The sequence below is a fragment of the Desulfovibrio sp. genome (assembly GCF_047607245.1).
In the GTDB taxonomy this organism is placed as follows: Bacteria; Desulfobacterota; Desulfovibrionia; order Desulfovibrionales; family Desulfovibrionaceae; genus Desulfovibrio.
This window is the reverse complement of the sequence record NZ_JASGDK010000046.1, coordinates 1-22,223: the sequence shown is the minus strand read 5'-3', so window position 1 is coordinate 22,223 and position 22,223 is coordinate 1. Positions and strand designations below refer to the sequence as shown.

The following is a 22,223-nucleotide window of genomic DNA, read 5'->3' as shown; positions in this document are numbered from 1 at the left end:
TCCGCCGAAGCCCTGACCTTTTGTTCCTGGCTTGGCCCCGCGCCGTCTTCTGTCACTGCCGACAATGCTTTTACTGCACTATGACAACGAGCTGCATATGAACTTTATTGCCGACCTGCACATCCATTCCCGCTTTTCCCGCGCCACCAGCAAGGCGTTGAACGCCCGTCATCTGGCCGCATGGGCGCGCTGCAAGGGCATAAGCGTTCTGGGCACGGGCGATTTTACCCATCCGCAATGGCGGGCCGAGCTTGGCGAACAGCTTGAGCTTGATGAAGCCAGTGGCCTGTATCGTCTGAAAGGTGAACCAGAACAGCTTGACGTTATGGCTGGCGAAAAAATGCAGCATGAGAACGGGCAAGGCCCGCTGTTCATGCTGCAGGCAGAAATAAGCTCCATTTACAAGCGCCACGGCAAGGTGCGCAAGGTTCACAACCTCATCTATGTGCGCACGCTGGAAGACGCGGCGAAGCTTTCTCAACGCCTTGAACAGATCGGCAATCTGCATTCCGACGGACGGCCCATTCTTGGCCTTGATTCTCGCGACTTGCTTGAAATCATGCTGGAGTGCTCGGAAGACGCTGTTATGATTCCGGCCCACGTGTGGACGCCCTGGTTTGCGCTCTTTGGTTCCAAGTCCGGCTTTGACCGTCTTACGGACTGCTACGCCGATCTTTCGGGACATATTTTCGCTCTTGAAACTGGCCTTTCTTCCGACCCGGCCATGAACCGGCTGGTGAGCCAGCTGGACGGCTATGCGCTCATATCCAATTCCGATGCCCATTCAGGGGCCAACCTTGGACGCGAGGCCAATCTTTTTACAGGCAGCCCCTCCTACGCAGGCATGTTCGCTGCCCTGCGTGCGGCGGCCCGGCGTCAGCCTCAGGACAGTCTGGACTGCCGTTTTCTTGGCACAATGGAATTCTACCCGGACGAGGGCAAGTACCACCTGGACGGGCACCGTGCCTGCAACGTGGTGCTTGAACCCCGAGAATCGCGCGAACTTGGCAACATCTGCCCTGTTTGCGGCAAGCCGCTTACTGTCGGCGTGCTGCACCGCGTATGGGAGTTGGCCGACAGGGAAGAGCCTGCTGATTTGCCTTTTGAACCAGAAGCACGTCCTCTCATTCCTCTTGCCGAGGTTGTGGGTGAAATCGTCGGCGCTGGCGTTGCATCGCGCAAAGTGCAGGACAGGTATGGCAAGCTGCTGCGCGAACTTGGGCCGGAACTCGATATTCTCTGCCGTATGCCCGAAGCCGAAGTGCGCGCCCATTGGGAACCCCTGGGCGAGGCTGTGGCCCGCATGCGGCGCGGTCAGGTTTTTCGTCAGGGCGGTTATGACGGTGAATATGGCGTTGTAAAGGTTTTTGCCCCTGAAGAGCTGGCAGACATCCGCGGCGCTGGCCGAGGTTCCCTGCCGGGTTTGAAGCCGGGCAGACCGCGCAAGGCTGCCCCGGCGGGATCAGGGACAGCGGTGAAGGTACGCCGTCAAAACGCGTCCTCTGTAAACATGCTGGACCTCATGAAGGAAAGACCTTCACTGGTTCAGCCCGTTGCTAAAGAGCAATTGTCAGCTCAGGCGGCAAATGCATTCAGTGAAGAGCAACAAGCTGCCCTTATAGCTGGCCCCGGCCCTGTGCTTGTGCAAGCTGGCCCCGGCGCGGGCAAAACCCGCGTGCTCATTGGCCGGGTGCAGCATCTGCTCAATCAGGGCACACCACCCAGCAAGATCCTGGCGGTAACATTTACACGCCGCGCCGCCAACGAAATGCGCCAGCGCCTTGCCCTTGCCCTGCCCCACATGCAAGCAGATCTGCCATGCTGCGACACCCTGCACGGTATTGCATGGAGCCGCATGCGCGAGGCCATGCAGGCACAGGGCAAGGAGTGCATGCTGCTTGGCGATGATGCCGCACAGCAGTTTTTCAAAGCCGCCAACCCGCAATTGGAGACCCGGCAGGCAGGCGAACTCTGGCGGCAGCTTGCCCTTGTGCGTGAGTGTCAACGGGCACTGGATGGTCAGTCACTTACCGAAGCTGCCTCCCGCTATGCTGCGCATAAAGTTGACGGTTCCGGCCTCCGGTATGTGGACTACGCCGATCTGCTGGATTGGTGGCTTGAGCATCTGAATGGTCTGTCCCCGGAACTGCTGCCGCAACACGTGCTTGTGGACGAAATTCAGGACCTTTCGCCTGTGCAGCTTGAAATAGTGTGCAAGCTTTTGCCTGCCGATGGCAGAGGATTTTTCGGCATCGGCGACCCCGATCAGGCCATTTATGGCTTTCGTGGCGTTTCCGGCCAGAGCGAGGCTAGTCTGCGCGTCATCTGGCCGGATTTGACGGTGTACCTTCTGGGGCGCAGCTTTCGCTCCAGCCAGGAAGTGCTTGATATGGCGCGTAGCCTGCTGCGTCATAAGGGGCAGTGCGGGCCACTCACGGCGGCGCGGCATCTCAGTGCGCAGTTGCGCCTTTTTTCAGCCCCGGACCAGCAGGACGAACTTCGGTGGATCACCCGCCGCGTGCAGGCTCTTTTGGGCGCAACTGCACACACCCTGCTTGATCAGCATTTGAGCAGCGCCGAGGCGCATGAGCTGGACGGTACGCTGGCCCCCGGCGACATAGCCGTTCTTGTGCGGCTTCGGGCCCAGATTCCACCTATGCGTGCAGCGCTTGAGCAGGCTGGCATTCCCTGCGCAGCCCCTGCGGAAGACGCCTTTTGGCAGGATGCGGGTTGCGCGCGGCTGCTGGCTCTGGCCGCAAACCATTGCGGCTTTGCGCAATTGGCCCAAAGCCTTGCAGGCAGCGTTATGCAGCCACAAACCCAGTCGCTTGACGCAATGGGTTCTGCGGGCAGTGCTTTTGCCCCAGACGCGCCTATGCCCGCCCCTGAGATGATGGAAAAGTTGCTTGCGCAGGCACCGTGGGCTGGTGAGCCCATGCTGGCTGGCAAGGCATGGCGTGAATTGAAGCACACCTGGAAAACCTTTGGCAACTGGCCGGAATTTCTTGGGCATCTTGGCTGGCTTCAGGAAGCGGAAATGGTTCGTGGCAAGGCAGAACATGTGCAGATCATGACCATGCATGCCTCCAAGGGGCTTGAGTTTCAGGCGGTGTTTCTTCCGGGGCTTGAGGAAGGGCTTTTGCCCCTGCGCAGAGAGCGTATTTTCGGCGAGGCAACGTCCAGCGCGGTATCTGACGCAACGTCTGCTGCTGTAGCTGACACAGCATCTGGTGCAGCGTCTGGCGCTGGCAACACGCCTGCTTCAGGCGTGAGTTCGTCCGCGCATGAAGAAGACGAGGAACGCCGCCTGCTTTACGTAGCCCTGACGCGGGCCGCGCGCGCTCTTTTTGTCAGTCACAGTGCCCGCCGTACCTTATACGGCAAAAGTCTCGCACTTCCTGCCTCGCCTTTTCTTGAACAAATTCGCCAGTTCTGCCGCCACAGCGCTCTTACCTCGCACAAGCAGAAGCAGGTGAGCCACCTTTCGCTTATGGGCACTCCGGATAAGGAAGAATAGTCAGCACAGGGCACAGGCATGGCCGCTTAGAAAAGGCTGATTATTTAGCTGTCGTTTTGCAGCTGGTTGTGCGCTTACAGTGCTCAACCAGTTGCTTGCGGCATTTTATGCCTCGTGCTGCGAACCAAATTCACCTCCAACGGCCTAACAGGCCTATCCGCCAGGGTGTCGAATTTCAGTCACTTTTGCCAGATCCTTAGCTATTCATATACGTCTAATTTTTCTAAACAATTTCTACCAGCTGATTTTTCAGCCTTTTTAAAACATTCCAGATGGTTGGCACGCATTGTGCTTGTATCCACGTATAATGGTAGGAATTTTCCTGACTGGTTACTGAAAACTGGTTAGTACACAAAGATCTGCGTGTAGTGACAGCAAATTATGTGTATGAGGCCTGACATGGACAAACGGACAATACCCCCACATATAAGCCCCTGGGCTGCCCTGGCCTTGATTGGCTTTTTTCTGCTTACTGGTTGCGGGATGCAACGCCCGGTGGATTCCGGTCCCACGCCTGAGGCCGCCCATAAGGTAGTGCGCACGGCCTACGCCCAGATGGGCAAAAAGTATCGTTCGGGCGGCGCATCGCCCCAGAAGGGATTTGATTGTTCCGGGCTCATCTGGTGGGTTTATAAACAAAACGGCTACAAGGTTCCGCGTATTACGGTGGATCAGGCCAGCGCTGGCCGCTCGGTGCCCAAGAATCAGGCCCGCCCTGGTGATATTGTGGTATTTCGCACCGGGTCAAGCCCCCGCGGCTTGCACACCGGCATATACGCAGGTGGAGACAGTTTCATACACAGCCCGCGCAGAGGGGAAAAGGTTCGTATGGAAAGTATGACCATTCCCTACTGGCGCAGCAAGCTCATTGCCGTTCGGCGGGTTGTTCCCTGATCAATTTTTCGTGTTTTTTTAAGCCGCATTGCTGTCATGGGTTTGCGGCTTTTTTTGCGTTCAATTCTGCCTTTGATTTCTATACGGTCACACAATATTTTCAGTATAACTTGCCATAAATACAGCGTAACAATTTTCAGCCTGACATATTAATGGTGTGCCGTGCGTTTTTTACTGAAAGGCGGCAGCAACCCGCATTGAGCAGCCTGCTTGCGTTTTTTGTGTTTTCATACTGCCGAATTTTCTTCCCTTGCTTGCCATTGTTGCTGTTTTAAAGTAACCCGTGAGAAAATACGCAGCGTAACGTCCTTGTTGCGGCACAATCTGCTTTCTTCTGCCCGGCTTTATTTTCTGACAAGTCTGCCAGGCAACTACGCAACACATTTCGGCCTTCACGCTGCCCGCCGGGAGGACACATGGCGCGCAAAACAGTCATTAGCGAAAGCCTGTTAAGCATTGCGGACATATCCCGTCATTTTTCCCTGCCTGAGTCCACAACGCGTTACTACTGCAAACGCTTTGCCCCCTTTATTCCCAGCGTTGGCGATGGCAGAAGACGCCGTTATCGCCGCGAAACTCTGGACGTGATTGCTGCCATACTGGAGCAAATGCAGAAATCCCGCACGGCTGCCGCCGTGGAGGATTCCTTGCTGGCGCGCTTTCCCCGTAACGCGCTGACCCTGGCCGATAGTCAGCCTATTCAGACCATGCAGGCTCCGGTTCAGGACGTTTTTCCCTCAGCAGCATTGCAGTTGATGGAACGGCAAACCACAGCACTGGAAGGAATTGCGCAATTGCTGCATCTGGTTGTGGAACGCTTGCCTGCCACCGCTGGGCAGCCTGCCGCCAATATGGCAGAAGAAAACGCCGAACTGCGGCAAGAGCTAGAGACATTGCGCCTTTTGCTTCATTCGTCTGAAAAAACGCAGCAGGCAGATCTTGAGCAATTGCGGCAGTGGATGGGACGCATGATCCGCAGCAAAAGCGCAGCAATGGGCTCAGAGAACTGACACCTCCCGTCTTGAGCATTGCCTTGCGGGCACTGAGGCAACGTTAATTCCGCAAAATCGCCCCACCTTTTTAGTTCTTCGCCTGCCCTCCTTTCTCCAGCCAGACAAGCCACACATTGGGCATGAACTCCTTTTCCTTGAAGCGGCGATAGCCTGCTTTTTCGTACAAAGCCACATTGCGTTTGCTTTTGGCGCTGGTGAACAGTTCGTAACGCTCTTGCGCGCATGCTTTTTCAATGGCTGCAAGCAGTGTTGTGCCTATTCCCTTCCCCTGCTGCCCAGGCGCTACCATAAGCCGCCCGATGCAGGCCGTATCCTTTTCTATTTTTGCCCGCACTGAACCAACAATGTTACCGTTTTCATCCACCGCCTTGAGCATGACAAAAGAGGAAAATTCACTCTCAAGTTCCGCAAGCGTTTGCGTCAAAGGCGGAATTTGAAAGTTTTCCACCAGCCTGGCTTCGCTTTCAAAAGCTTCCTTCTGCAAGGCAAGTAGCTCCGGCAGATCATCAAACGCAGCTGGCAGTATTTTCATGGCTGCGTACCCTCTTGTGCGAACAGTTGGCAGGTTCGCGCAAGGCCTTGTTGTATATTTTGCGGTTCACATTGGCTTGATGGAAAAATCTCATGCCGATTCGTAGTTCTGGCATTCAGGAGCGCGAACATGCATCCCCCTTACGTTCAACGGCAAGGCTCGCGGCGGCCCTGTACACGCCCGCCCCAATGTTACTTCAAGGCGGCTTGCCTGCTGCGGACAAGCTGAATTTGAAACAACAAAGGCTCCACACGCAACGTATGGAGCCTTTTGAGCAGTCAGCTATGATGTCATCTATTTTGCGGCGCTGCCGTCTGCCTTGGCCTTGGCCATATCAATAGCCTTCTTGAAGAGGTCAGGCGGCAAAGCCCCCCTCACCACAAGGTCGTTGACGAGGAAGTAAGGCGTTCCCTCTACGCCCAGTTTTTGGGCGTCCTGCTGATCTTCAGCCATAATGTCCGAAACTTTTTTGCTGTGCACGTCCTTGGCAAGGCGCTTCATGTCCACGCCCAGATTCTCGGCCGTGGTCTTCAAAAACGCTTCGCCATCGGTCACAAGCTTGTTGCGGTCAGCAAACAGGGCGTCATGAAACTTCCAGGCCTTTTCTTCACTTTGCTGCGCAATGCCAAGAAAATATTTTGAAGCAATGCTGGCCGGGCCCTTGTCATCCAGGGGCAGGTTCTTGAACACAAGGCTTACGTCCTTGCCGTATTCTTTCAAAAGACCGCTCACAGTACCCGAAGCCTGTTGGCAAAAATGGCAGGTAAAGTCAGAGAAGGCCACAATACGAACCTTGGCGTTTTTGGAACCAAGCACAGGACGCCCTTCAAGCTTCACACTCTTGGGGGTCTTCATTTCCTGGTTCCACTGTGCCTCAAGGCTGCGCTGGCGGCGCATGTTGGAACCCTGCTGGGCAATATCCAGCACAGCTTCGCTGTTGTTGCGCAGTACATCCAGCACAAGGTCGGGACGTTCCTTAAATAATTTTTCCAGCATCTGGGCCAAGTTTTCATCAGTAACCTGCACAGGGGCGGCTTCTGCCTGTCGGGCCGGTTCTGCAAAAAAACCACCAAAAGTCATAAGCCCCATCAGGGCGACCGCGCCTGTTTTTTTCCACATGCTCATACAAACTTCCTGGTTGCGTCCATTAAGACGGATTATTTCCACTGCCCTGTTCCGCCTCAAGACGGCACTGAGTTGCGGCATCTTCAATTTTAAAAAGCAATTCGTCGAGATCCACTGGTTTCATTAGATAGCCAAATGCCCCGTCACTCATAGCCTGAACTGCCAGCTGCATATCTGCATGGCCGGAAAGCAGTATGACCTGAGTTGTGGGCCATTGCTGATGAATTTTTTGCAAGGCGCTCATGCCGTCCATAACCGGCATTTTCACATCCATAATAACTATCTGGTAAGCTTCTTGGCTCATGGCTTCCAATGCCAGTTGCCCATTTGCTGCCGTGGCGCAGGTGTAACCTCTGCGTCCCAGTCGTTTCGCCAGAATGCGAGTGACTTCCTCTTCATCATCTACCAGAAGAATGTTTTTACACCCCATATGCGCTCCACCATTAAATTCTAACTTGCTTGCTACAGATTTTAGCCCGCAACTGGACGGACGGGCAAGCGTCATCTTCATATTTTCGCGATTTTTTCGAATTTATTCACTACAATTTTTTTACAGCTTGACGGTAGGTGCGCTGTCTTTTACAACCTTCAAAGTGCATTGTTTCAATCTTTTTATAAATGTTTCATGTGAAACACCGCAAAAAAACGGAACCCGCACCGCTTGATTTTCCCGGCTACCGCCGAGGCAATTAGCAAATTTACACCACTGCCCTTCTGGGCGGGAGGCAATTATGGCTCGCATTATATCCATTGCCAACCAAAAGGGCGGAGTTGGAAAAACCACCACGGCCATCAACCTGTCTGCAGCACTGGCCGTTATGGAAAAAAAGGTGCTTTTGGTGGATTGTGACCCACAGGCCAACAGCACAAGCGGCATCGGGCTGCAGCAAGAAAATCTGCACGGCGACCTGTACAGCACCTTTTATGAGCCGGATCAGGTGCGACAAAACATCGCAAAAAGCCGATCGCCTTTTCTGGACATTCTGCCTGCCAGCACCAACCTGGTGGCTGTAGAGCTGGAACTCGTAGACAAAATGGCCCGTGAGTTTTACCTGGACGAATGCCTCAAGCCTATTCAAAAAGACTACGAATACATCATACTTGACTGCCCGCCTTCGCTGGGCCTGCTGACGCTGAACGCGCTGTGTGCCTCGCGTGAGCTGCTTATTCCCCTACAGTGCGAGTTTTTTGCGCTGGAAGGCATTGTCAAACTTTTGCAGACCTACGAGCAGGTAAAAAAACGGCTTAACCCCGAGCTTTCCTTGCTGGGCGTTGTGCTGACAATGTACGACACGCGCAACCGCCTGACGCGCGAAGTTAAAAACGAAGTTCGCCGCTGCTTTCCTGACCACCTTTTTGAAACGGTCATTCCCCGCAACGTGCGGTTGTCTGAAGCGCCCAGCCACGGCAAGTCGATTATTCATTACGACATCAAGTCGAAAGGCGCAGAAGCCTACCTTGGGCTTTCAAAGGAAGTTGTGCTGCGCCGCCCTTCAAAAAAGGCCGTGCTGCAGTAGGCATCAGAAAAACCAGGCAACGCGAAGTCTCACGGGTAGCAAAGAGTTGCCAGACTGCCTGCCGATAATCTGTCGACAATCTGCTCGTGCCCCACATCTTAAGAGCGCAAAGATGCGAGGGGCAGCCAAGATGCAACAGCAAGAGCTTAAGCACTCGGACACAGTACGCCCGCACCGGGCCGTGCCCAATTAACCTTTGGGGGTGCTGTGCTCCACCGCCATGTGGTCGCGAAAATGTTTCTGGCGAACGGTTGTTCCACAGCCCTTGCAAAGGAACACAAGCAGGCCGCCAATGTTGGCATTGGTCAGGATAAAGGGCTGCTCAGGGTCTGCGCGCCAGTCGGCGGTTTTAGCGCCGCAGTAGGGGCAATCTACAGCAGGGGAATAGGGATATTTGAAATCCCAAAACTGCAGTAACTGCTCGAAACTTTTCAAGGGGCCAGCAGCCTGTACCAGCGGCGTCGGGGCTTCACTGGCTTTCAGCTGGGCATGGATTTTGGGTTCGATCAGCTGCCAAAGCTTAAGCGAAAGCTGCACAGACTCAACATTGCCTTTGGCATCAGTAAGATAGCGTACTTCAGGATGATCAAACATTGGCGTGTCCTTTTTCTTAGTCAGCAGCGCGTTGCGGTAATTTGAAGATGGTACACTGCTGGCCCGCTCATCCCGAAAGCATGTCTGGCGGCCGGGAATTTACAGGTATAGGTGCCAGCACCGTGACGCGCAGAGTCCGCCTTGTCAAGGCAGGTAGGGCCAAAATACTGCAATGGAAAGCATTTATTTGCCCTTGCAGCCCAAGCATAAGTGCCCCAGACAGGCCTGCGGCCATTGTTTGCCCTGCTCAAGCGTGTGGAGCACAACAACGCAAGCCACGCACCTGGCACAAGCATTTTAGGCAACACGCTGACACATTTGTTGATAATATAGTGGCTGCCCACGCAGGCACACGAAAATATGAGGTGATAGTATGAGCGGCAACAAGAAGGGACTTGGCAGAGGTTTGGATGCGCTTTTCGGAGGTTCCGAACCGCAACAGCCAGAGGAAACCACTACCGCAAGCTCTACCCTGCCCCTTTCATCTTTGAAGCCCAATCCCGGTCAGCCACGCCGGCACTTTGACGAAGAAGCATTGCGCGAGCTTGCGGCCTCCATCAAATCTCAGGGCATCATTCAGCCTTTGCTTGTGCGCCCCCTTCCCGAAGATGATACCTATCAGATTGTGGCAGGTGAACGCCGCTGGCGGGCCGCGCAAATGGCCGGGCTGAAGCAGGTACCTGTTTACATCCGCCAGTTGACAGACAAAGAGGTTATGGCTGCCGCGCTTATTGAAAACCTTCAGCGCGAAGATCTTAACCCCATTGAAGAAGCCGAAGCGCTGCAAGCATTGCGCGAAGCCCTGGACCTCACGCAGGAAGAACTGGCATCACGCCTTGGCAAAAGCCGACCTGCTGTGGCCAACGCATTGCGCTTGTTGCAACTGAGCACCGCCGCCAGAGGTGACCTGCAAGCAGGCCGCATAAGCGCCGGGCACGCCAGATGTCTGCTTGGCATTGATGGAACAGATGCCGCAGAAGCTTTGCGCCTGCGCATCCAAAGCCATAACATGACGGTACGCGAAGCCGAAGAAGCCGCCGCCTACTGGCGCGGCAACTCCGCCCTGCCCTGGCAGGAATCGCAACAGGAAGAAAAGCAGGCACCACAGCCGGTAAACCAAAGAATATCGCGCAAAAAAAGCCCGGCTTTCAAGGTATTACAAAAAAGCCTCAGCACTACTTTGGGGTGCACCGCCAAAATAAGCGGCGACGAAAATGCTGGGCGCATTGCGCTTAACTATAGCAGCAAAGAAGAACTGGACGCCTTGCTGGAAAAATTCGGGCTTGCCCTTACTGGCGAATAATACCCCGAACAAATTAAAAAATTGAAACGCCTGCTGCGGCACCTTTGGCCCACGTGCGGCAGTGACAAACAAAAGTTGATGGCTCAGCCAAAAGCTGAATCCCCAAATTCGATTGCGGAACAGCTAAAAGAGCAAAGCCAGAAGAACAAAAATAAAAAAGAAAAGCTGGATCGCATTGCGATCCAGCTTTTCTTTATCCCCAAAATCCCCTTCAGAAGGAGGACCAATACAGCATTTGCCTCAAAATCAGCTTTCTTTTCGCAGCAAGGCCCCATACATACCTTCAAGCCAGGGGTGGCCGTGGCTGGTCTGCCACTGCCGCACAATTTTAATTTTGTTATTGTTCTCAGCCAGATATTCTACAGCTTTTTCATTTTCAGAGGGGTTCAATGTGCAGGTAATGTAGGCGAGTTCCCTGCCGGGCTGCAATATGGACGCTAACCTGCACAGCATTGCACGCTGCAACACTTCAAGTTCAGCAAGATGTTGTGGTTCACGCCTGCGAATATCAGGCCTGCGCGCCAGCACACCCAAGCCGGAACACGGCGCATCAACCAGAATATGGCCATGCCACTGCTTCACAGGCGGTTGCGTTGCGTCGGCAATGCAAATAGCAGGCTGCGGCAGCTTCAGGGTCGCGCACTGGGCAGGCAAACCGCGCAGTCTGCCCATAGAACGGTCTGTACACAAGCCAACAGGCACGCCCCACTCCATAAGAGCCATACTCTTACCGCCGTACCCCGCGCAGGCATCCCACACAGGTTCCCGCCACGAGTCGAGGCCAAGCTCAAGCAGGGCCATCTGCGAACCAGCAGACTGCCAGCTCAGCGCCCCTTGCGACTGCCAGTAACGCAGGTCAAAGCCAAGAGCCTCACGTGGCAACTGCCCTGCCGCAAAGGCAAGGCCCCATTGGCCTATCCTGACCGGGGCAACAAAGTTGTCGTCCGCCGCTGACACGATAGACTCAGTAACAGACTCGACGCCCGGAACAATGTGAAATCCTGGCGCCTCAGTCACTTCACCGAAAGAATCCTGATGCCCTATCGTGTCCGTACCTGTACCCGCGCCTGCACCAGGCATACAATCCGTACCCTGCGATGCACGGTCAGCCAAATCTCTGGCAACAGCAGAAGGCGCCGCGTTTTCGGCAGCAAAAAATTCTGCACTACGAGCTAGCGCGTCATATAATTTTCGCGCCTGGGGGTGACCAGCATTTATCCGCAATGCGGAATATGGCCGCTCAAAAGATCGACGCAACAAATCCAGAGCAGCATGTTCGCCATAGGCATCACGCCACATGTTTCCTATCCACAAGGGCACGGAATAAAAAACACATTGGCCAGAAAAACTCTGCTTGCCCGTATGAGATGTCTGTGCCTTACCACCCTTATTTTGCACTGCATAAAAGGCCTGCTGCAAAGGCTGCTGTCCTGCGCGCTGCAAGGAACGCAATGCACCGTTGGCAACACGCGACAAGCCCTGGCCAAAAAGCCGCCGGACCTGATCGACGGCCTCATGAATGACAGCATGGGCAGGAACTTTGTCCTGAAACATCAGTCCGTATACGGCTATGGCAAGAATAAGCCGCATTGGGCGGGGCAAATCCTGTGGGCGGCGAAGAACAGTAGACAAAATGAAATCCAGACGAATTTCAGTGCGTAGGCAACCGTACACCAATTCTGTGCAAAGCGCCCGGTCCTGAGCAGACAGGCCAGCCGTCAACACACTTGCCTTGTCCTTTAGCGGTGATTCACGCTTGTGCTCTGCCCTTGCCTCCAGCACTGACGCCAAAGCCTGCTGGGCGCTTTGCCCCTGATCTGTCAGCAGCAATGCTCGCAGAGCTGCTGTGCGGCCATTGAGGGGCAAACCACGCAATTGAAAATCCCGTTGCTTGAACGCCTTGCTCATGACCTGCCCTTTTCGTCTTTGTGTCCCACAATATCAGCCATCTTTTCCAGCGATGCACGCCGCACAGGCAAACTGTCTATCATACCAAGAAATAGACGGATCACATCTTCAAGCGCATCCATAGGAACAAGCGTGTCGAGGCACGGCCCGTTGGGGCGCATGTTCAGCACGCCAAATACTGGCAGGGGATAACTGTCCTGTATGCCTGAAGTAAGATCTCGCTCACAGGCCACGGCAATAATGCACGAAGGACGGCTCTGCACCACAATGCGCCTTGCAATGGTGCCGCCAGTGGCTATGGCAAACTTGATGCCGTACTTGTCGCGCAGGTCCAGCAACGCGCCCACCGGGCACTGCCCGCAGCGCTGGCAATGGTCAGCATTGTGCACAAGCCTGTGCGGGCACGATGAGCGCTGTACGCAGTGCGGCAAAAGCAGCAGCAGTTGATGAGGCTGAACAATCTTGCGGCGCGAAAGCACCAGTTCATTGTTCACCTTGATAAAGCTTCGCCGCACCTTGCTGCGGTCAATGCCAACAAATTTGGCCAGAAGCTCCATTAGTGGAAAAAAAAGACGGATGGTCACATGACGCACACTGCGCGCACCGGGCAGTGCCTTGCCAGTATAGATATGAAACACCAGCATGAGGCAAAGCCACATGAGCCCAGCAATGCACGCCAGCCCGACGACCAGGCTCAGATGTTCCAGCCAGACCACGCCATTTAGCGCGTCTGACCAGGGCAATATAAGAAACACAGTCAGACCCAGACAAAGAACCAGACACGATGCCAGCATAAGCCCGATGAAGATGCGCTTGCGCGCGCCACCGTACTGCTCTGGCGGAAGAGAAAAAGGAGATTTACGCAGTTTCATGAAGCCTCATGAGATCACGGCGGGCGAAAAAATACAAATATCAGGTCAGACCAGCAGCAAAAAAGGCGAATGCCAAATTTTACGCCTCACACGGCGTTTGAGCAACAAAAGCCACTGACCCAGCCAATGATCCAAAAAAGACAAAAAAGAAGCCCAAAACAGCCTCTTACCCGGCAGTCTGCACATGCTTTTGGGACAGCCAGCAGTTCAGGGCAAGCTCTGCCAGAGCAGATTTTTTCCTGCAATTGCTTCAATGGAAAATTGAAGCAGCAACTCTGAGAACCCCACGTCAGGTCAGGAAACTCCCCAAACGGAGTAAAGCAAGAAGATGGATTCATGAGTGGGGAGTGAGAGAGGCCCCCTTTTGCATAAGGGGGCTCCTCCACAAAATATTTCAAGGCAAATGCTCTATGCAGAAATTTCAGGCTGACGGGCAATACCGCAAAATCCTTCAGGCAGATTTTTCAACCCACCGTTAAGGAGATCACGCACAGGCATATCCTTGCGGCCTTCGGGACGCACCAGTCCAAACAAATACCAGCGGTCGGAACAGGCCACGCCAAGTCCGTTGCTGTCGTGACGCACTGTACCAGGCTTTTCACCCGCAGTGGTCTCACCAATTGTTCCAGGTGAAACAATAAGGGGCAATATCTGCGCGGCAAAATCGGCTGCGGCATCGAGATGCAGCACGGTACGCGCGCCGGGCTTGGGCGTAACACCGCGAATCTGCGCGTGAACCTGGGCAGCACTGAGCGTCCAGTCCACAAAACCGTCCAACTTGCCAATCTTGGCGGCGTGGGTTGCGAGATTTTCATCCTGCTCCGTTGCCACTGCCCTGCCCTCAAGTATATCATCCAGAATTTTTACCAGCAGGTCGGCGCCCATTTCCGCCAGTGCATCGTGCAACGTGCCAGAGGTATGCTCGCCAATGAGCGTATCGCTCATAGCGTAGACAGGCCCGGCATCAAGCCTGCTGCCAATCTGCATAATGGATATGCCAGCCCGGGATTCGGGCTGCCAGCCTTCCATAACCGCCCGCTGTATGGGCGCTGCCCCGCGTAAACGCGGCAGTATGGAAGCGTGTACATTGATGGCCCCAAACTGCGGCATGGCAAGCACTGCATCGGGCAAAATCAGCCCATATGCGGCCACGGCAAGCACATCGGGCTTCAGGGCTGCCAACTCGTCTTGCGCCTCAGCGCCCTTGAGACTGGCAGGCTGATACACGGGAATACCCAGTTCCAGCGCCAGTTTTTTCACTGCAGACATGGCCAGCTTGTGCCCGCGCCCTGCCGGGCGGTCGGGTTGCGTGTAAACAGCTACAATATCCGCACGCGACCAGGCCGCCAGCTTTTTCAAGCTGGCGGCCGCAAAGTCCGGCGTGCCCATAAAGACTATTCGGCAGTCTTTTTCTTGAGCCATTTTTTAACCTTGCTGTCATACAGGCTGCGCCTCAGACGGCTGATTTTGTCGATAAACAGAATACCGTCCAGATGGTCGAACTCATGCTGCATGACAATGGCAGGAAACTCTTCCAGATCTTCGTCAATAACATTGCCGTCCAGATCCTGAGCCTTCAGATGAACCTTGCTCATACGCTTGACGTCTGCGCGGTAGTTCATAGGCACGGAAAGGCAGCCTTCCTGCTCGCTCACAACTTCCTCGCCGGAAAGCGTCAGCACAGGATTGATGAGCACACGCGGGTTTCTTTCATCCTTCTGCGACGAAGGGTCCATAACCAGCATGCGTATATTGCGGCCCACCTGCGGGGCGGCAAGCCCCACGCCGGGCGCTTCATACATGGTTTCGAGCATGTCTGCAGCGAACTGGCGGATTTCGTCCGTCACTTCGCCCACAGGCTCGCACACCTCTTTGAGGCGCGGATCAGGATAGGTAACAATATCAAGAATCATGTTTTTTCCTTGAGCCCCGGCAAGGCCGGGGCTGGCATTCGTTAGTCCGCCTTTGCCTCTTCACCGGGCTTGTCGGTCTTGGCCTTTTCACCCGGCTGCTCGCGCAGGCGCAGGCCCAGTTCACGCAGTTGCTTGGCTGCCACTGGCGCGGGAGCGTCCGTCATAAGGCAGGTGGCCTTTTGCGTTTTGGGGAAGGCAATAACGTCACGGATGCTGCTTGCACCAGCTAACAACATGATAAGACGGTCAAGGCCGAAGGCAAGGCCGCCGTGCGGCGGAGCGCCCTGCTCCAGAGCCTGAATGAGAAAGCCGAACTGGCTTTCGGCCTGCTCGGGTGTAAAGCCGAGGGCTTCAAACATGCGGCGCTGCACTTCACCGGAATGAATACGGATGGAACCGCCGCCCACTTCGCTGCCGTTGAGCACCATATCATAGGCGCGGGCACGGGCCTTGGCCGGATCAGTGGTCATCAGTTCCATATGACCGGAGGCCGGAGCAGTGAAGGGGTGGTGGCAGGCCACGTAGCGCTTTTCCTCGTCATTGTATTCAAACAGGGGAAAGTCAGTGACCCAGAGGAAGTTGAAGCTGTCTTCAGGAATAAGCTTAAGGTGGTGGGCCAGATGCACGCGCAGGTTGCCCAGCGCCGCATTGACCATGCCGGGGTCGCCAGCCTGGAAGAAGACGATGTCGCCCACCTTGAGATCCAGAGCTTCGGCAATGCCCTTGCGTTCCTCGTCAGAAAGGAACTTGGCAATGGGCGACTGCCATTCGTCGGCCTTGATCTTGATCCAGGCCAGACCCTGAGCGCCGTAGATTTTGACAAATTCGGTAAAAGCGTCGATTTCCTTGCGGGTCATGCCTTCACCGCCGGGAACCTTCATGCCCTTGACCAGAGGCGCGGTGGCAAAAAGCTTGAAGCCGGAGCCACGCACGATTTCGGTGATGTTCACCAGTTCAAGATCAAAGCGGGTGTCGGGCTTGTCCACGCCGTAGCGGGCCATTGCTTCGTCCCAGGGCATGCGCGGGAAAGGCAAGGCTATTTCCTTGCCCATAACGTCTTTGAACACACGGGCCATAAGGCCTTCAGCCATGCCCATGACGGTTTCTTCGTCCGCGAAGCTCATTTCAATGTCCACCTGCGTGAACTCTGGCTGGCGGTCGGCGCGCAGATCTTCATCACGGAAGCAGCGCACGATCTGGAAGTAACGGTCCATACCCGCCACCATAAGCAGCTGCTTGAAGAGCTGGGGCGACTGCGGCAGGGCGTAGAATTCACCGGAATTCAGGCGGCTGGGCACAAGAAAGTCACGAGCGCCTTCGGGCGTGGACTTGGTGAGAATGGGGGTTTCCACCTCGACAAAATCGCCCTCGTCCAGATAGCGGCGAACGCACTGGGCTACCTTATGGCGCAAACGCAGATTGGCCTGCATGCGCGGACGGCGCAGGTCAAGATAACGCCAGGCCAGGCGCAGGTTTTCACCGGCGTCGCAACGGTCTTCAATGGCGAAAGGCGGCGTTTTGGAAGTATTGAGCAGCTTCCATTCCGTTGCCACCACTTCGATCTGACCCGTAACCATATTGGGGTTGATCATGCCCTCGGGGCGCGGGCGCACCTGCCCCTTGATGGCAAGCACATATTCAGAACGCAGAATGTGCGCGTTCTCATGTGCATTGGGAGCCGCATCAGGGCTGAAGACCACCTGGGTAAGGCCCATACGGTCGCGCAGGTCCACAAAGATGAGCCCGCCGTGGTCACGGCGGTACTGCACCCAACCCATAAGGCAGACTTCCTGCCCGTCATTGGCAAGCGTCAATTCGCCGCAGCTGTGGCTGCGATGCCACTGCCCAAGGTCGGCGATGTACTTCTGATGCTCCTGCTGCACGTCCTGGCCCTGCGCGGGCGTCTGCTCGGCCATCTGGCTTTCTTCAGTCATGTTAGTTGGTTCCCGTTTGCAAAAAGTGTAGAGCCCCGGACTGCGGCACGGCTGTCTGCTCTCCGCTTTCCAGATTTTTTATAACCACAGTGTTCTGAGCCGCTTCATCCGGCCCGATGATAAGGCAATAGCGCGCGCCGGACTTGCCAGCCTGACGCATAAGGCTCTTGAAGCCGCCTTCGCTGAAATTCATTTCACCCCTAAGGCCTTCAGCCCGCAGATTCTGGGCCAAGGCATAGCCCTGCGCCCTGCTTTCCGAGTCCATACCCACAAGGTAGAAGTCTGCCGGATGTGCGTCGCCTTCGCCCATCATAAGGGCAAGGCGCTCCATACCGGCAGCAAATCCCACACCGGGGGTGTCGGGGCCGCCAAGGCTCTTTACAAGGCCGTCATAACGGCCCCCGCCTGCCACAGCCGCCTGCGCGCCAATACTGCCGCTCACGACCTCAAAGGTGGTGCGGCAATAGTAATCAAGCCCGCGCACCAGCCTGTGATCAAGCTCATAGGGCAGCTTTTCAGCGCCAAGCAGGCTGAGCACCGTGTCAAAGTGGGCGCGGCAGTCCGCGCAGTTATAGTCAAGCAGCTTGGGAGCCGCATCCGTGATGGCACGGCAGCCGGGCTGCTTGCAGTCCAGCACGCGCAGGGGGTTGGTGTTCACCCTGCGGGCACAGTCCGGACAAAGAGCGGCGCTGTCTACAGTTTGCAGATAGGCCAGCAGCGCTTCCTTGAACTTGGGGCGGCATTCGCTGCAACCAAGGGAATTGACCTTGAGGGTCAGGTCAGTGAGGCCCAGGGCATCAAGAAAGCGCAGCAGCATGCTGATGAGATCAGCATCGGCATAGGGGCTGTGAGAGCCGAGGCATTCGCAGTTAATCTGGTGGAACTGCCGCATGCGGCCCTTTTGCGGGCGCTCGTACCGGAACATGGGCCCGGTGGTGAAAAGGCGGCTTACAGGTTCCCTGTTGGCAAGGCCGCTTTCAATATAGGCCCGCATGACGCCCGCCGTGGCTTCCGGGCGCAGGGTAAGCGACCTGCCCTTGCGGTCGGGAAAGGTGTACATTTCTTTCTGCACCACGTCGGTTTCTTCACCGATGGAGCGCTGAAAAAGCTCTGTAAATTCCACAATGGGGGTACGCAGTTCCACAAAACCGTAGCGGCTGAAAACAGTGCGCGCCGTATTTTCTATACGGGTGAATACTTCGCTGTCCGGCGGAAACATATCCGCGAAACCCTTGATGCGTGCGATGCTCATGTCTTCCTCAATAGGGGCCCGGTGACGGGCGCTTTTTCGGCCTCCTGGCCGGGGGCCAGAAATTAGCGTGAACCGCAGGAGCCTTCAAGCTTAAACTTGCCGCCGCAGTCGTCGCAAGGCACAGGATAGTTTCCGGTAAAACAGGCCATGCAGTAATTCTGCGGCTGCGATACGGAGCCAAGCAGGCCTTCAATACTGAGATAATGCAGCGAATCCACGTCCAACTTGCGCGTTATTTCCGCCAGATTGTTCTGGGCGGCGATAAGTTCGCCACGCGAAGAAAAATCAATGCCGTAATAACAGGGAGAAATAACCGGAGGCGAAGAAATGCGGATATGCACTTCCTTGGCCCCAAGCTCGCGCAGCTTTTTCACGCGGGTCGTCATTGTGGTGCCGCGCACGATGCTGTCGTCAATAATGCAGATACGCTTGCCCTCGATCATCTCGCGCACGGGATTGATCTTCACCCGCACGCCGAAACTGCGCATGCTCTGCGAAGGCTGAATAAAGGTGCGCCCAACGTAGTGATTACGTATCATAGCGTGCTCATACGGCAGGCCCGACCCCTGGGCGAACCCCAGAGCGGGATAGATGCCCGAGTCGGGAAAAGGCATGACAAAATCCACGTCAGGGGTCGATTCCCTGGCCAGGTTGCAGCCCATTTTCTTACGGCACAGGTAGACCTGCTCGTCAAAAATATAAGAGTCGGGCCGGGCAAAATAGACCAGTTCAAAAATACACTGGGCCGGTTTTTCAGGCATGGGGCCAATGAGGCTGTCACTGCTGACATTGTTGTTTTCAACAATGACCACTTCGCCCGGTGCAACTGAACGGATAAATTCCGCCTCAAGCAGATCAAACGCACAGGTTTCGGAAGCAAAAACGGTGCTGCCGTTCATGCGGCCCAAAGCCAGCGGATGAAAGCCGTGAGGGTCGCGCACAGCCACCATAATGCCGTCCATCATGACCAGCAGGCAGTACGCGCCGCGCACCCTGTAGCAGGCTTCCTTGACAGCTCCTGGCAGGTCGTTGTGGCGCAGGGCGCGCACCAGCAAGTGCATGAACACTTCCGTGTCATTGCTGGTGGAAAAAATGGCCCCTTCGTTTTCCAGATCTTCGCGCAGCTGCCCGGCATTGACCAGATTGCCGTTATGGGCCAGCGCTATGGACCTGCCCTTGTAATTGGTCAGAAAAGGCTGAGCATTGCTGACGGAAGAACTGCCCGTGGTGGAATAGCGCACATGCCCGATAGCATTACGGCCCGTGAGCTTTTGCAGGCTGCCTTCAGTAAAGACGTCGGGCACAAGGCCCATGCCTTTGTGCTCGTGTACGCCGTCAGTGCCAAAGGTGACGATACCCGCGCTTTCCTGCCCCCGGTGCTGCTGGGCGTAAAGACCGAAGTAGGCCAGACGGGCAGCCTCGTCATGGTCATAAATGCCAAAAACACCGCATTCGTGCTTAATCATAAGCCTTACTTCTTCAGTTTTTTGCGCAGATGCGCAATGCGATTGTCGATGACCGACGGATTGGGATATGCGTCGCGCGCCAGTTCAAATTGTTTCAATGCTTCACTGCTCTTGCCCAGTTGCTCAAGAGCGTCCGCCATCAGATACCCGGCCATGCCCCGTACATTCTGGTCGGGGTCACTGTCCATCATCTGCTGCGAAAGATCGGCCACATCCTGCCAGCGTTCCCTGGCCATATTCTGATCTGCCAGATCATACATGCACATGATCTTGTCGTGGTCTGGCAGTGGCAAGGCCAGACAAAGCTGCAAGGTATCCTCGCCAGCGTCAAACCGCCGCAGGCTGAACTGCATGGCCGCCAGACGCCTATATCCTTCAAGCACCTGCTGGGCGCTGAGCCCGCCCAGGCCGATATAGGCATTCCAGATGTCCACTGCACGCTCATAGCGGTGCAGGCCTTCATTCACTTCTGCCATGCGCTGCAGGATGACGGCGCTGCGGGCATCGTCATCCATATATTCTTCAAGCATTGTTTCAAGATATTCAAGGCTTGCACGGGGTTCCTGCCCTGCGGCATTGACCACCACAAGCAGCTGCTGCCAAGCTTCCCACCTGTTGTCCGCATCCTGACTGTCCTGTGCCTCACGCAGATAACGCTCAAGCAGCCTTTCGGCAAGGGACCACTGCCGCTGCGAAACAGCTTCCTGCGCCTGAGAAAGGTCGTCGCCTTTCAAGACTGTGCTGTCGCAGCCCGCAAGCGCAAAACACAAACAACAAAGCATGCACAGGGCAATCCCGCGCATGTGAGCCACTAAGCCAGCCAAGGGTCTGCCAGATGTCAGGCCCTTGCACTGCAAGCTTGCAGGCGGCCAGGGGGGCACAGCCGCCCCCCTGAAATCCTGTTTTTCAACTATGAAAAACATTATGCAAGCCCTTATCAGGCGTCGTCCTGCTGGCCGTCATCTTCTGGCTCGTCGTTCTGTTCCGGCTGGTCATCAACCGGAACTGCAACCGCGGGAGCTTCGCCCCCTTCAACGCCGTCAGCAGACATGATTTCGTCCAGTTCTTCGTTCACATCACGGCCTGTCTGTCCGCCTTCGTCCACGCGGTCAAAGCCCACAACATGGCCGCCTTCGTCCAGACGCACCAGCATGACGCCCATAGTGGCGCGGCCCTTGGTGCGTACTTCGTCCACACTGATGCGTACGATCTTGTTGGCCGAAGTCAGCAGAATAAGGCCGTCATTGTCGCGCACAGGCATGGCCCCGACAACAGGTCCGGTCTTGCCCGTAACCTTGAAGTTGATAATACCCTTGCCGCCGCGCGATTGCAGGCGGTAAAGCTCGACACTGGTGCGCTTGCCGTAGCCGTTGGCGGAAATGGACATGATTTCCGTGGTCTGGTCCGTTTCCTTCATGATAACACCAGCAACCACAAAGTCCTGCCTGCGCAGGGCAATGCCCTTGACGCCCGTGGCCACGCGGCCCATGGGCCGCACATCGCGGCAGGAGAAGCGGATGGCTATGCCGTCTGCCGTGGCCAGCACTATATGGCTGTCTTCACGGATGGGACGCACCACCACCAGTTCGTCGTCTTCACGCAGGCCCACGGCCATAAGGCCTGTTTTGCGGCAACGCGCATAGAGCGAAGCAGAGGAGCGCTTGACCATGCCGCGCTTGGTGACAAAGAGGAAATACTTGTCTTCGGCAAACTCGCGCAAGGCCAGTACCGTGGTGACCCACTCGTTATCCTCAAGCGGCAGCAGGTTGTTGATGTGCACGCCCTTGGCCGTACGGCTGCCTTCCGGCACCTGATGCACCTTGAGCTGGTGCATGCGCCCCTTGTTGGTGAAGAGGCAGAGGTACTGGTGGTTGGTCGTGCTCAAAAATTCCTGCACATAGTCGTCGTCAGAAGTGTGCAGGGCAGCAATACCCTTGCCGCCACGCTTCTGCTGCTGATAGTTTTCAAGCCCGGTGCGCTTCATGTAGCCGCGGCGCGACAGGGTGATAACCACTTCTTCATCAGGTATGAGGTCTTCAATATCTATATCCGTAAGAGCTTCGCGCAAGACCTCAGTACGGCGGGGCGTGGAAAAAGTTTCGCGAATCTCGCTGATTTCGCGTCTGAGTTCGCCACGCAGCACTTCAGAATTTTCCAGAATAGAACGGAAAAATTCAATTTTCTGCAGCAGGTCCTTGTATTCGGCCATAAGCTCTTCGCGCTGCAATCCCGTAAGGCGCTGCAAGCGCATTTCAAGAATGGCCTTGGCCTGAATTTCAGTGAATTCAAAGCGCTTCATAAGGGCGTTGCGGGCTTCTTCCGGATTCGCAGACGCGCGGATAAGAGCCACAACCTCGTCAATATTGTCGATGGCAACGCGCAG

General features: G+C 55.6%; 19 protein-coding genes. 5 read left to right on the top strand and 14 right to left on the bottom strand.

Annotation, left to right across the window (positions count from 1 at the left end):
- The first annotated feature begins 64 nt into the window (after positions 1-64).
- Both QM579_RS03510 and QM579_RS03505 read left to right on the top strand, forming a co-directional pair.
- A complete protein-coding gene (locus QM579_RS03510) occupies positions 65-3,517 on the top strand; it encodes a UvrD-helicase domain-containing protein (protein ID WP_414997831.1) in 3,453 nt (1,150 codons plus the stop codon).
- A 399-nt stretch (positions 3,518-3,916) separates the two neighbouring features.
- A complete protein-coding gene (locus QM579_RS03505) occupies positions 3,917-4,411 on the top strand; it encodes a C40 family peptidase (RefSeq protein WP_414997830.1) in 495 nt (164 codons plus the stop codon).
- Between the two features lie 171 nt (positions 4,412-4,582).
- Here the strand turns inward: QM579_RS03505 and QM579_RS03500 are convergent, their stop codons facing one another.
- Positions 4,583-4,807: a hypothetical protein gene (locus QM579_RS03500; RefSeq protein ID WP_414997829.1), complete on the bottom strand. Its 225-nt coding sequence runs from the start codon at positions 4,805-4,807 to the stop codon at positions 4,583-4,585.
- 20 nt (positions 4,808-4,827) lie between these two features.
- On the opposite strand from QM579_RS03500, the gene QM579_RS03495 reads away from it, so the two are divergent.
- Positions 4,828-5,421, top strand: coding sequence for a MerR family transcriptional regulator (locus QM579_RS03495; RefSeq protein ID WP_414997828.1), 594 nt, complete (start codon positions 4,828-4,830; stop codon positions 5,419-5,421).
- A 70-nt stretch (positions 5,422-5,491) separates the two neighbouring features.
- Here QM579_RS03495 and QM579_RS03490 read toward each other — a convergent pair whose 3' ends face one another.
- From QM579_RS03490 to QM579_RS03480, 3 genes are all read right to left on the bottom strand, one after another.
- Positions 5,492-5,956, bottom strand: a complete 465-nt coding sequence (locus QM579_RS03490; protein WP_414997827.1) for a GNAT family N-acetyltransferase — start codon at positions 5,954-5,956, stop codon at positions 5,492-5,494.
- A 294-nt stretch (positions 5,957-6,250) separates the two neighbouring features.
- The gene (locus QM579_RS03485) at positions 6,251-7,081 is read right to left on the bottom strand and encodes a DsbA family protein (RefSeq protein ID WP_414997826.1); all 831 of its coding nucleotides are present in this window, start codon (positions 7,079-7,081) and stop codon (positions 6,251-6,253) included.
- Positions 7,082-7,103: 22 nt separating this feature from the next.
- Positions 7,104-7,511: a response regulator gene (locus QM579_RS03480; RefSeq protein ID WP_414997833.1), complete on the bottom strand. Its 408-nt coding sequence runs from the start codon at positions 7,509-7,511 to the stop codon at positions 7,104-7,106.
- Positions 7,512-7,812: 301 nt separating this feature from the next.
- Between QM579_RS03480 and QM579_RS03475 the strand changes: the two genes are divergently transcribed.
- Positions 7,813-8,598, top strand: coding sequence for a ParA family protein (locus QM579_RS03475; protein WP_414997825.1), 786 nt, complete (start codon positions 7,813-7,815; stop codon positions 8,596-8,598).
- Between the two features lie 189 nt (positions 8,599-8,787).
- Here the strand turns inward: QM579_RS03475 and QM579_RS03470 are convergent, their stop codons facing one another.
- Complete coding sequence (locus tag QM579_RS03470; RefSeq protein ID WP_414997824.1) at positions 8,788-9,192, bottom strand: hypothetical protein; 405 nt, start codon at positions 9,190-9,192, stop codon at positions 8,788-8,790.
- A gap of 373 nt (positions 9,193-9,565) precedes the next feature.
- Here QM579_RS03470 and QM579_RS03465 point away from each other — a divergent pair, with 373 nt between their 5' ends.
- Positions 9,566-10,495, top strand: coding sequence for a ParB/RepB/Spo0J family partition protein (locus tag QM579_RS03465; RefSeq protein ID WP_414997823.1), 930 nt, complete (start codon positions 9,566-9,568; stop codon positions 10,493-10,495).
- Positions 10,496-10,741: 246 nt separating this feature from the next.
- Here the strand turns inward: QM579_RS03465 and QM579_RS03460 are convergent, their stop codons facing one another.
- The 9 genes from QM579_RS03460 to QM579_RS03420 form a co-directional block, all read right to left on the bottom strand.
- Positions 10,742-12,403 (bottom strand): transcription antitermination factor NusB, encoded by a 1,662-nt coding sequence (locus QM579_RS03460; protein ID WP_414997822.1) that lies wholly within the window; start codon positions 12,401-12,403, stop codon positions 10,742-10,744.
- Positions 12,400-13,275 carry a DUF116 domain-containing protein gene (locus QM579_RS03455; protein ID WP_414997821.1) on the bottom strand — a complete coding sequence of 292 codons (876 nt, stop codon included), beginning with the start codon at positions 13,273-13,275 and terminating at the stop codon, positions 12,400-12,402. Before QM579_RS03455 ends, QM579_RS03460 begins: the two co-directional genes overlap by 4 nt.
- Positions 13,276-13,683: 408 nt before the next feature.
- Positions 13,684-14,697: a methionyl-tRNA formyltransferase gene (fmt, locus tag QM579_RS03450; protein WP_414997820.1), complete on the bottom strand. Its 1,014-nt coding sequence runs from the start codon at positions 14,695-14,697 to the stop codon at positions 13,684-13,686.
- Positions 14,670-15,188, bottom strand: coding sequence for a peptide deformylase (gene def, locus QM579_RS03445; RefSeq protein ID WP_414997819.1), 519 nt, complete (start codon positions 15,186-15,188; stop codon positions 14,670-14,672). Before def ends, fmt begins: the two co-directional genes overlap by 28 nt.
- A 41-nt stretch (positions 15,189-15,229) precedes the next feature.
- Entirely contained in the window at positions 15,230-17,104 is a 1,875-nt protein-coding gene (aspS, locus tag QM579_RS03440) for an aspartate--tRNA ligase (RefSeq protein WP_414997832.1), read from the bottom strand.
- A gap of 19 nt (positions 17,105-17,123) precedes the next feature.
- Positions 17,124-18,374: a histidine--tRNA ligase gene (gene hisS, locus QM579_RS03435; RefSeq protein WP_414997818.1), complete on the bottom strand. Its 1,251-nt coding sequence runs from the start codon at positions 18,372-18,374 to the stop codon at positions 17,124-17,126.
- A gap of 62 nt (positions 18,375-18,436) precedes the next feature.
- Positions 18,437-19,840 (bottom strand): amidophosphoribosyltransferase, encoded by a 1,404-nt coding sequence (gene purF / locus QM579_RS03430; RefSeq protein WP_414997817.1) that lies wholly within the window; start codon positions 19,838-19,840, stop codon positions 18,437-18,439.
- Positions 19,841-19,845: 5 nt separating this feature from the next.
- Entirely contained in the window at positions 19,846-20,574 is a 729-nt protein-coding gene (locus QM579_RS03425) for a tetratricopeptide repeat protein (protein WP_414997816.1), read from the bottom strand.
- Between the two features lie 203 nt (positions 20,575-20,777).
- On the bottom strand, positions 20,778-22,223 hold a 1,446-nt coding region (locus QM579_RS03420; protein ID WP_414997815.1), incomplete at its 5' end, for a DNA gyrase C-terminal beta-propeller domain-containing protein.

Coding starts and splice junctions, on each gene's coding strand:
- QM579_RS03510 (WP_414997831.1), top strand. CDS start 65: ATGCTTTTACTGCACTATGACAACGAGCTGCATATGAACTTTATTGCC.
- QM579_RS03505 (WP_414997830.1), top strand. CDS start 3,917: ATGGACAAACGGACAATACCCCCACATATAAGCCCCTGGGCTGCCCTG.
- QM579_RS03495 (WP_414997828.1), top strand. CDS start 4,828: ATGGCGCGCAAAACAGTCATTAGCGAAAGCCTGTTAAGCATTGCGGAC.
- QM579_RS03490 (WP_414997827.1), bottom strand. CDS start 5,956: ATGAAAATACTGCCAGCTGCGTTTGATGATCTGCCGGAGCTACTTGCC.
- QM579_RS03485 (WP_414997826.1), bottom strand. CDS start 7,081: ATGAGCATGTGGAAAAAAACAGGCGCGGTCGCCCTGATGGGGCTTATG.
- QM579_RS03480 (WP_414997833.1), bottom strand. CDS start 7,511: ATGGGGTGTAAAAACATTCTTCTGGTAGATGATGAAGAGGAAGTCACT.
- QM579_RS03475 (WP_414997825.1), top strand. CDS start 7,813: ATGGCTCGCATTATATCCATTGCCAACCAAAAGGGCGGAGTTGGAAAA.
- QM579_RS03470 (WP_414997824.1), bottom strand. CDS start 9,192: ATGTTTGATCATCCTGAAGTACGCTATCTTACTGATGCCAAAGGCAAT.
- QM579_RS03465 (WP_414997823.1), top strand. CDS start 9,566: ATGAGCGGCAACAAGAAGGGACTTGGCAGAGGTTTGGATGCGCTTTTC.
- QM579_RS03460 (WP_414997822.1), bottom strand. CDS start 12,403: ATGAGCAAGGCGTTCAAGCAACGGGATTTTCAATTGCGTGGTTTGCCC.
- QM579_RS03455 (WP_414997821.1), bottom strand. CDS start 13,275: ATGAAACTGCGTAAATCTCCTTTTTCTCTTCCGCCAGAGCAGTACGGT.
- fmt (WP_414997820.1), bottom strand. CDS start 14,697: ATGGCTCAAGAAAAAGACTGCCGAATAGTCTTTATGGGCACGCCGGAC.
- def (WP_414997819.1), bottom strand. CDS start 15,188: ATGATTCTTGATATTGTTACCTATCCTGATCCGCGCCTCAAAGAGGTG.
- aspS (WP_414997832.1), bottom strand. CDS start 17,104: ATGGCCGAGCAGACGCCCGCGCAGGGCCAGGACGTGCAGCAGGAGCAT.
- hisS (WP_414997818.1), bottom strand. CDS start 18,374: ATGAGCATCGCACGCATCAAGGGTTTCGCGGATATGTTTCCGCCGGAC.
- purF (WP_414997817.1), bottom strand. CDS start 19,840: ATGATTAAGCACGAATGCGGTGTTTTTGGCATTTATGACCATGACGAG.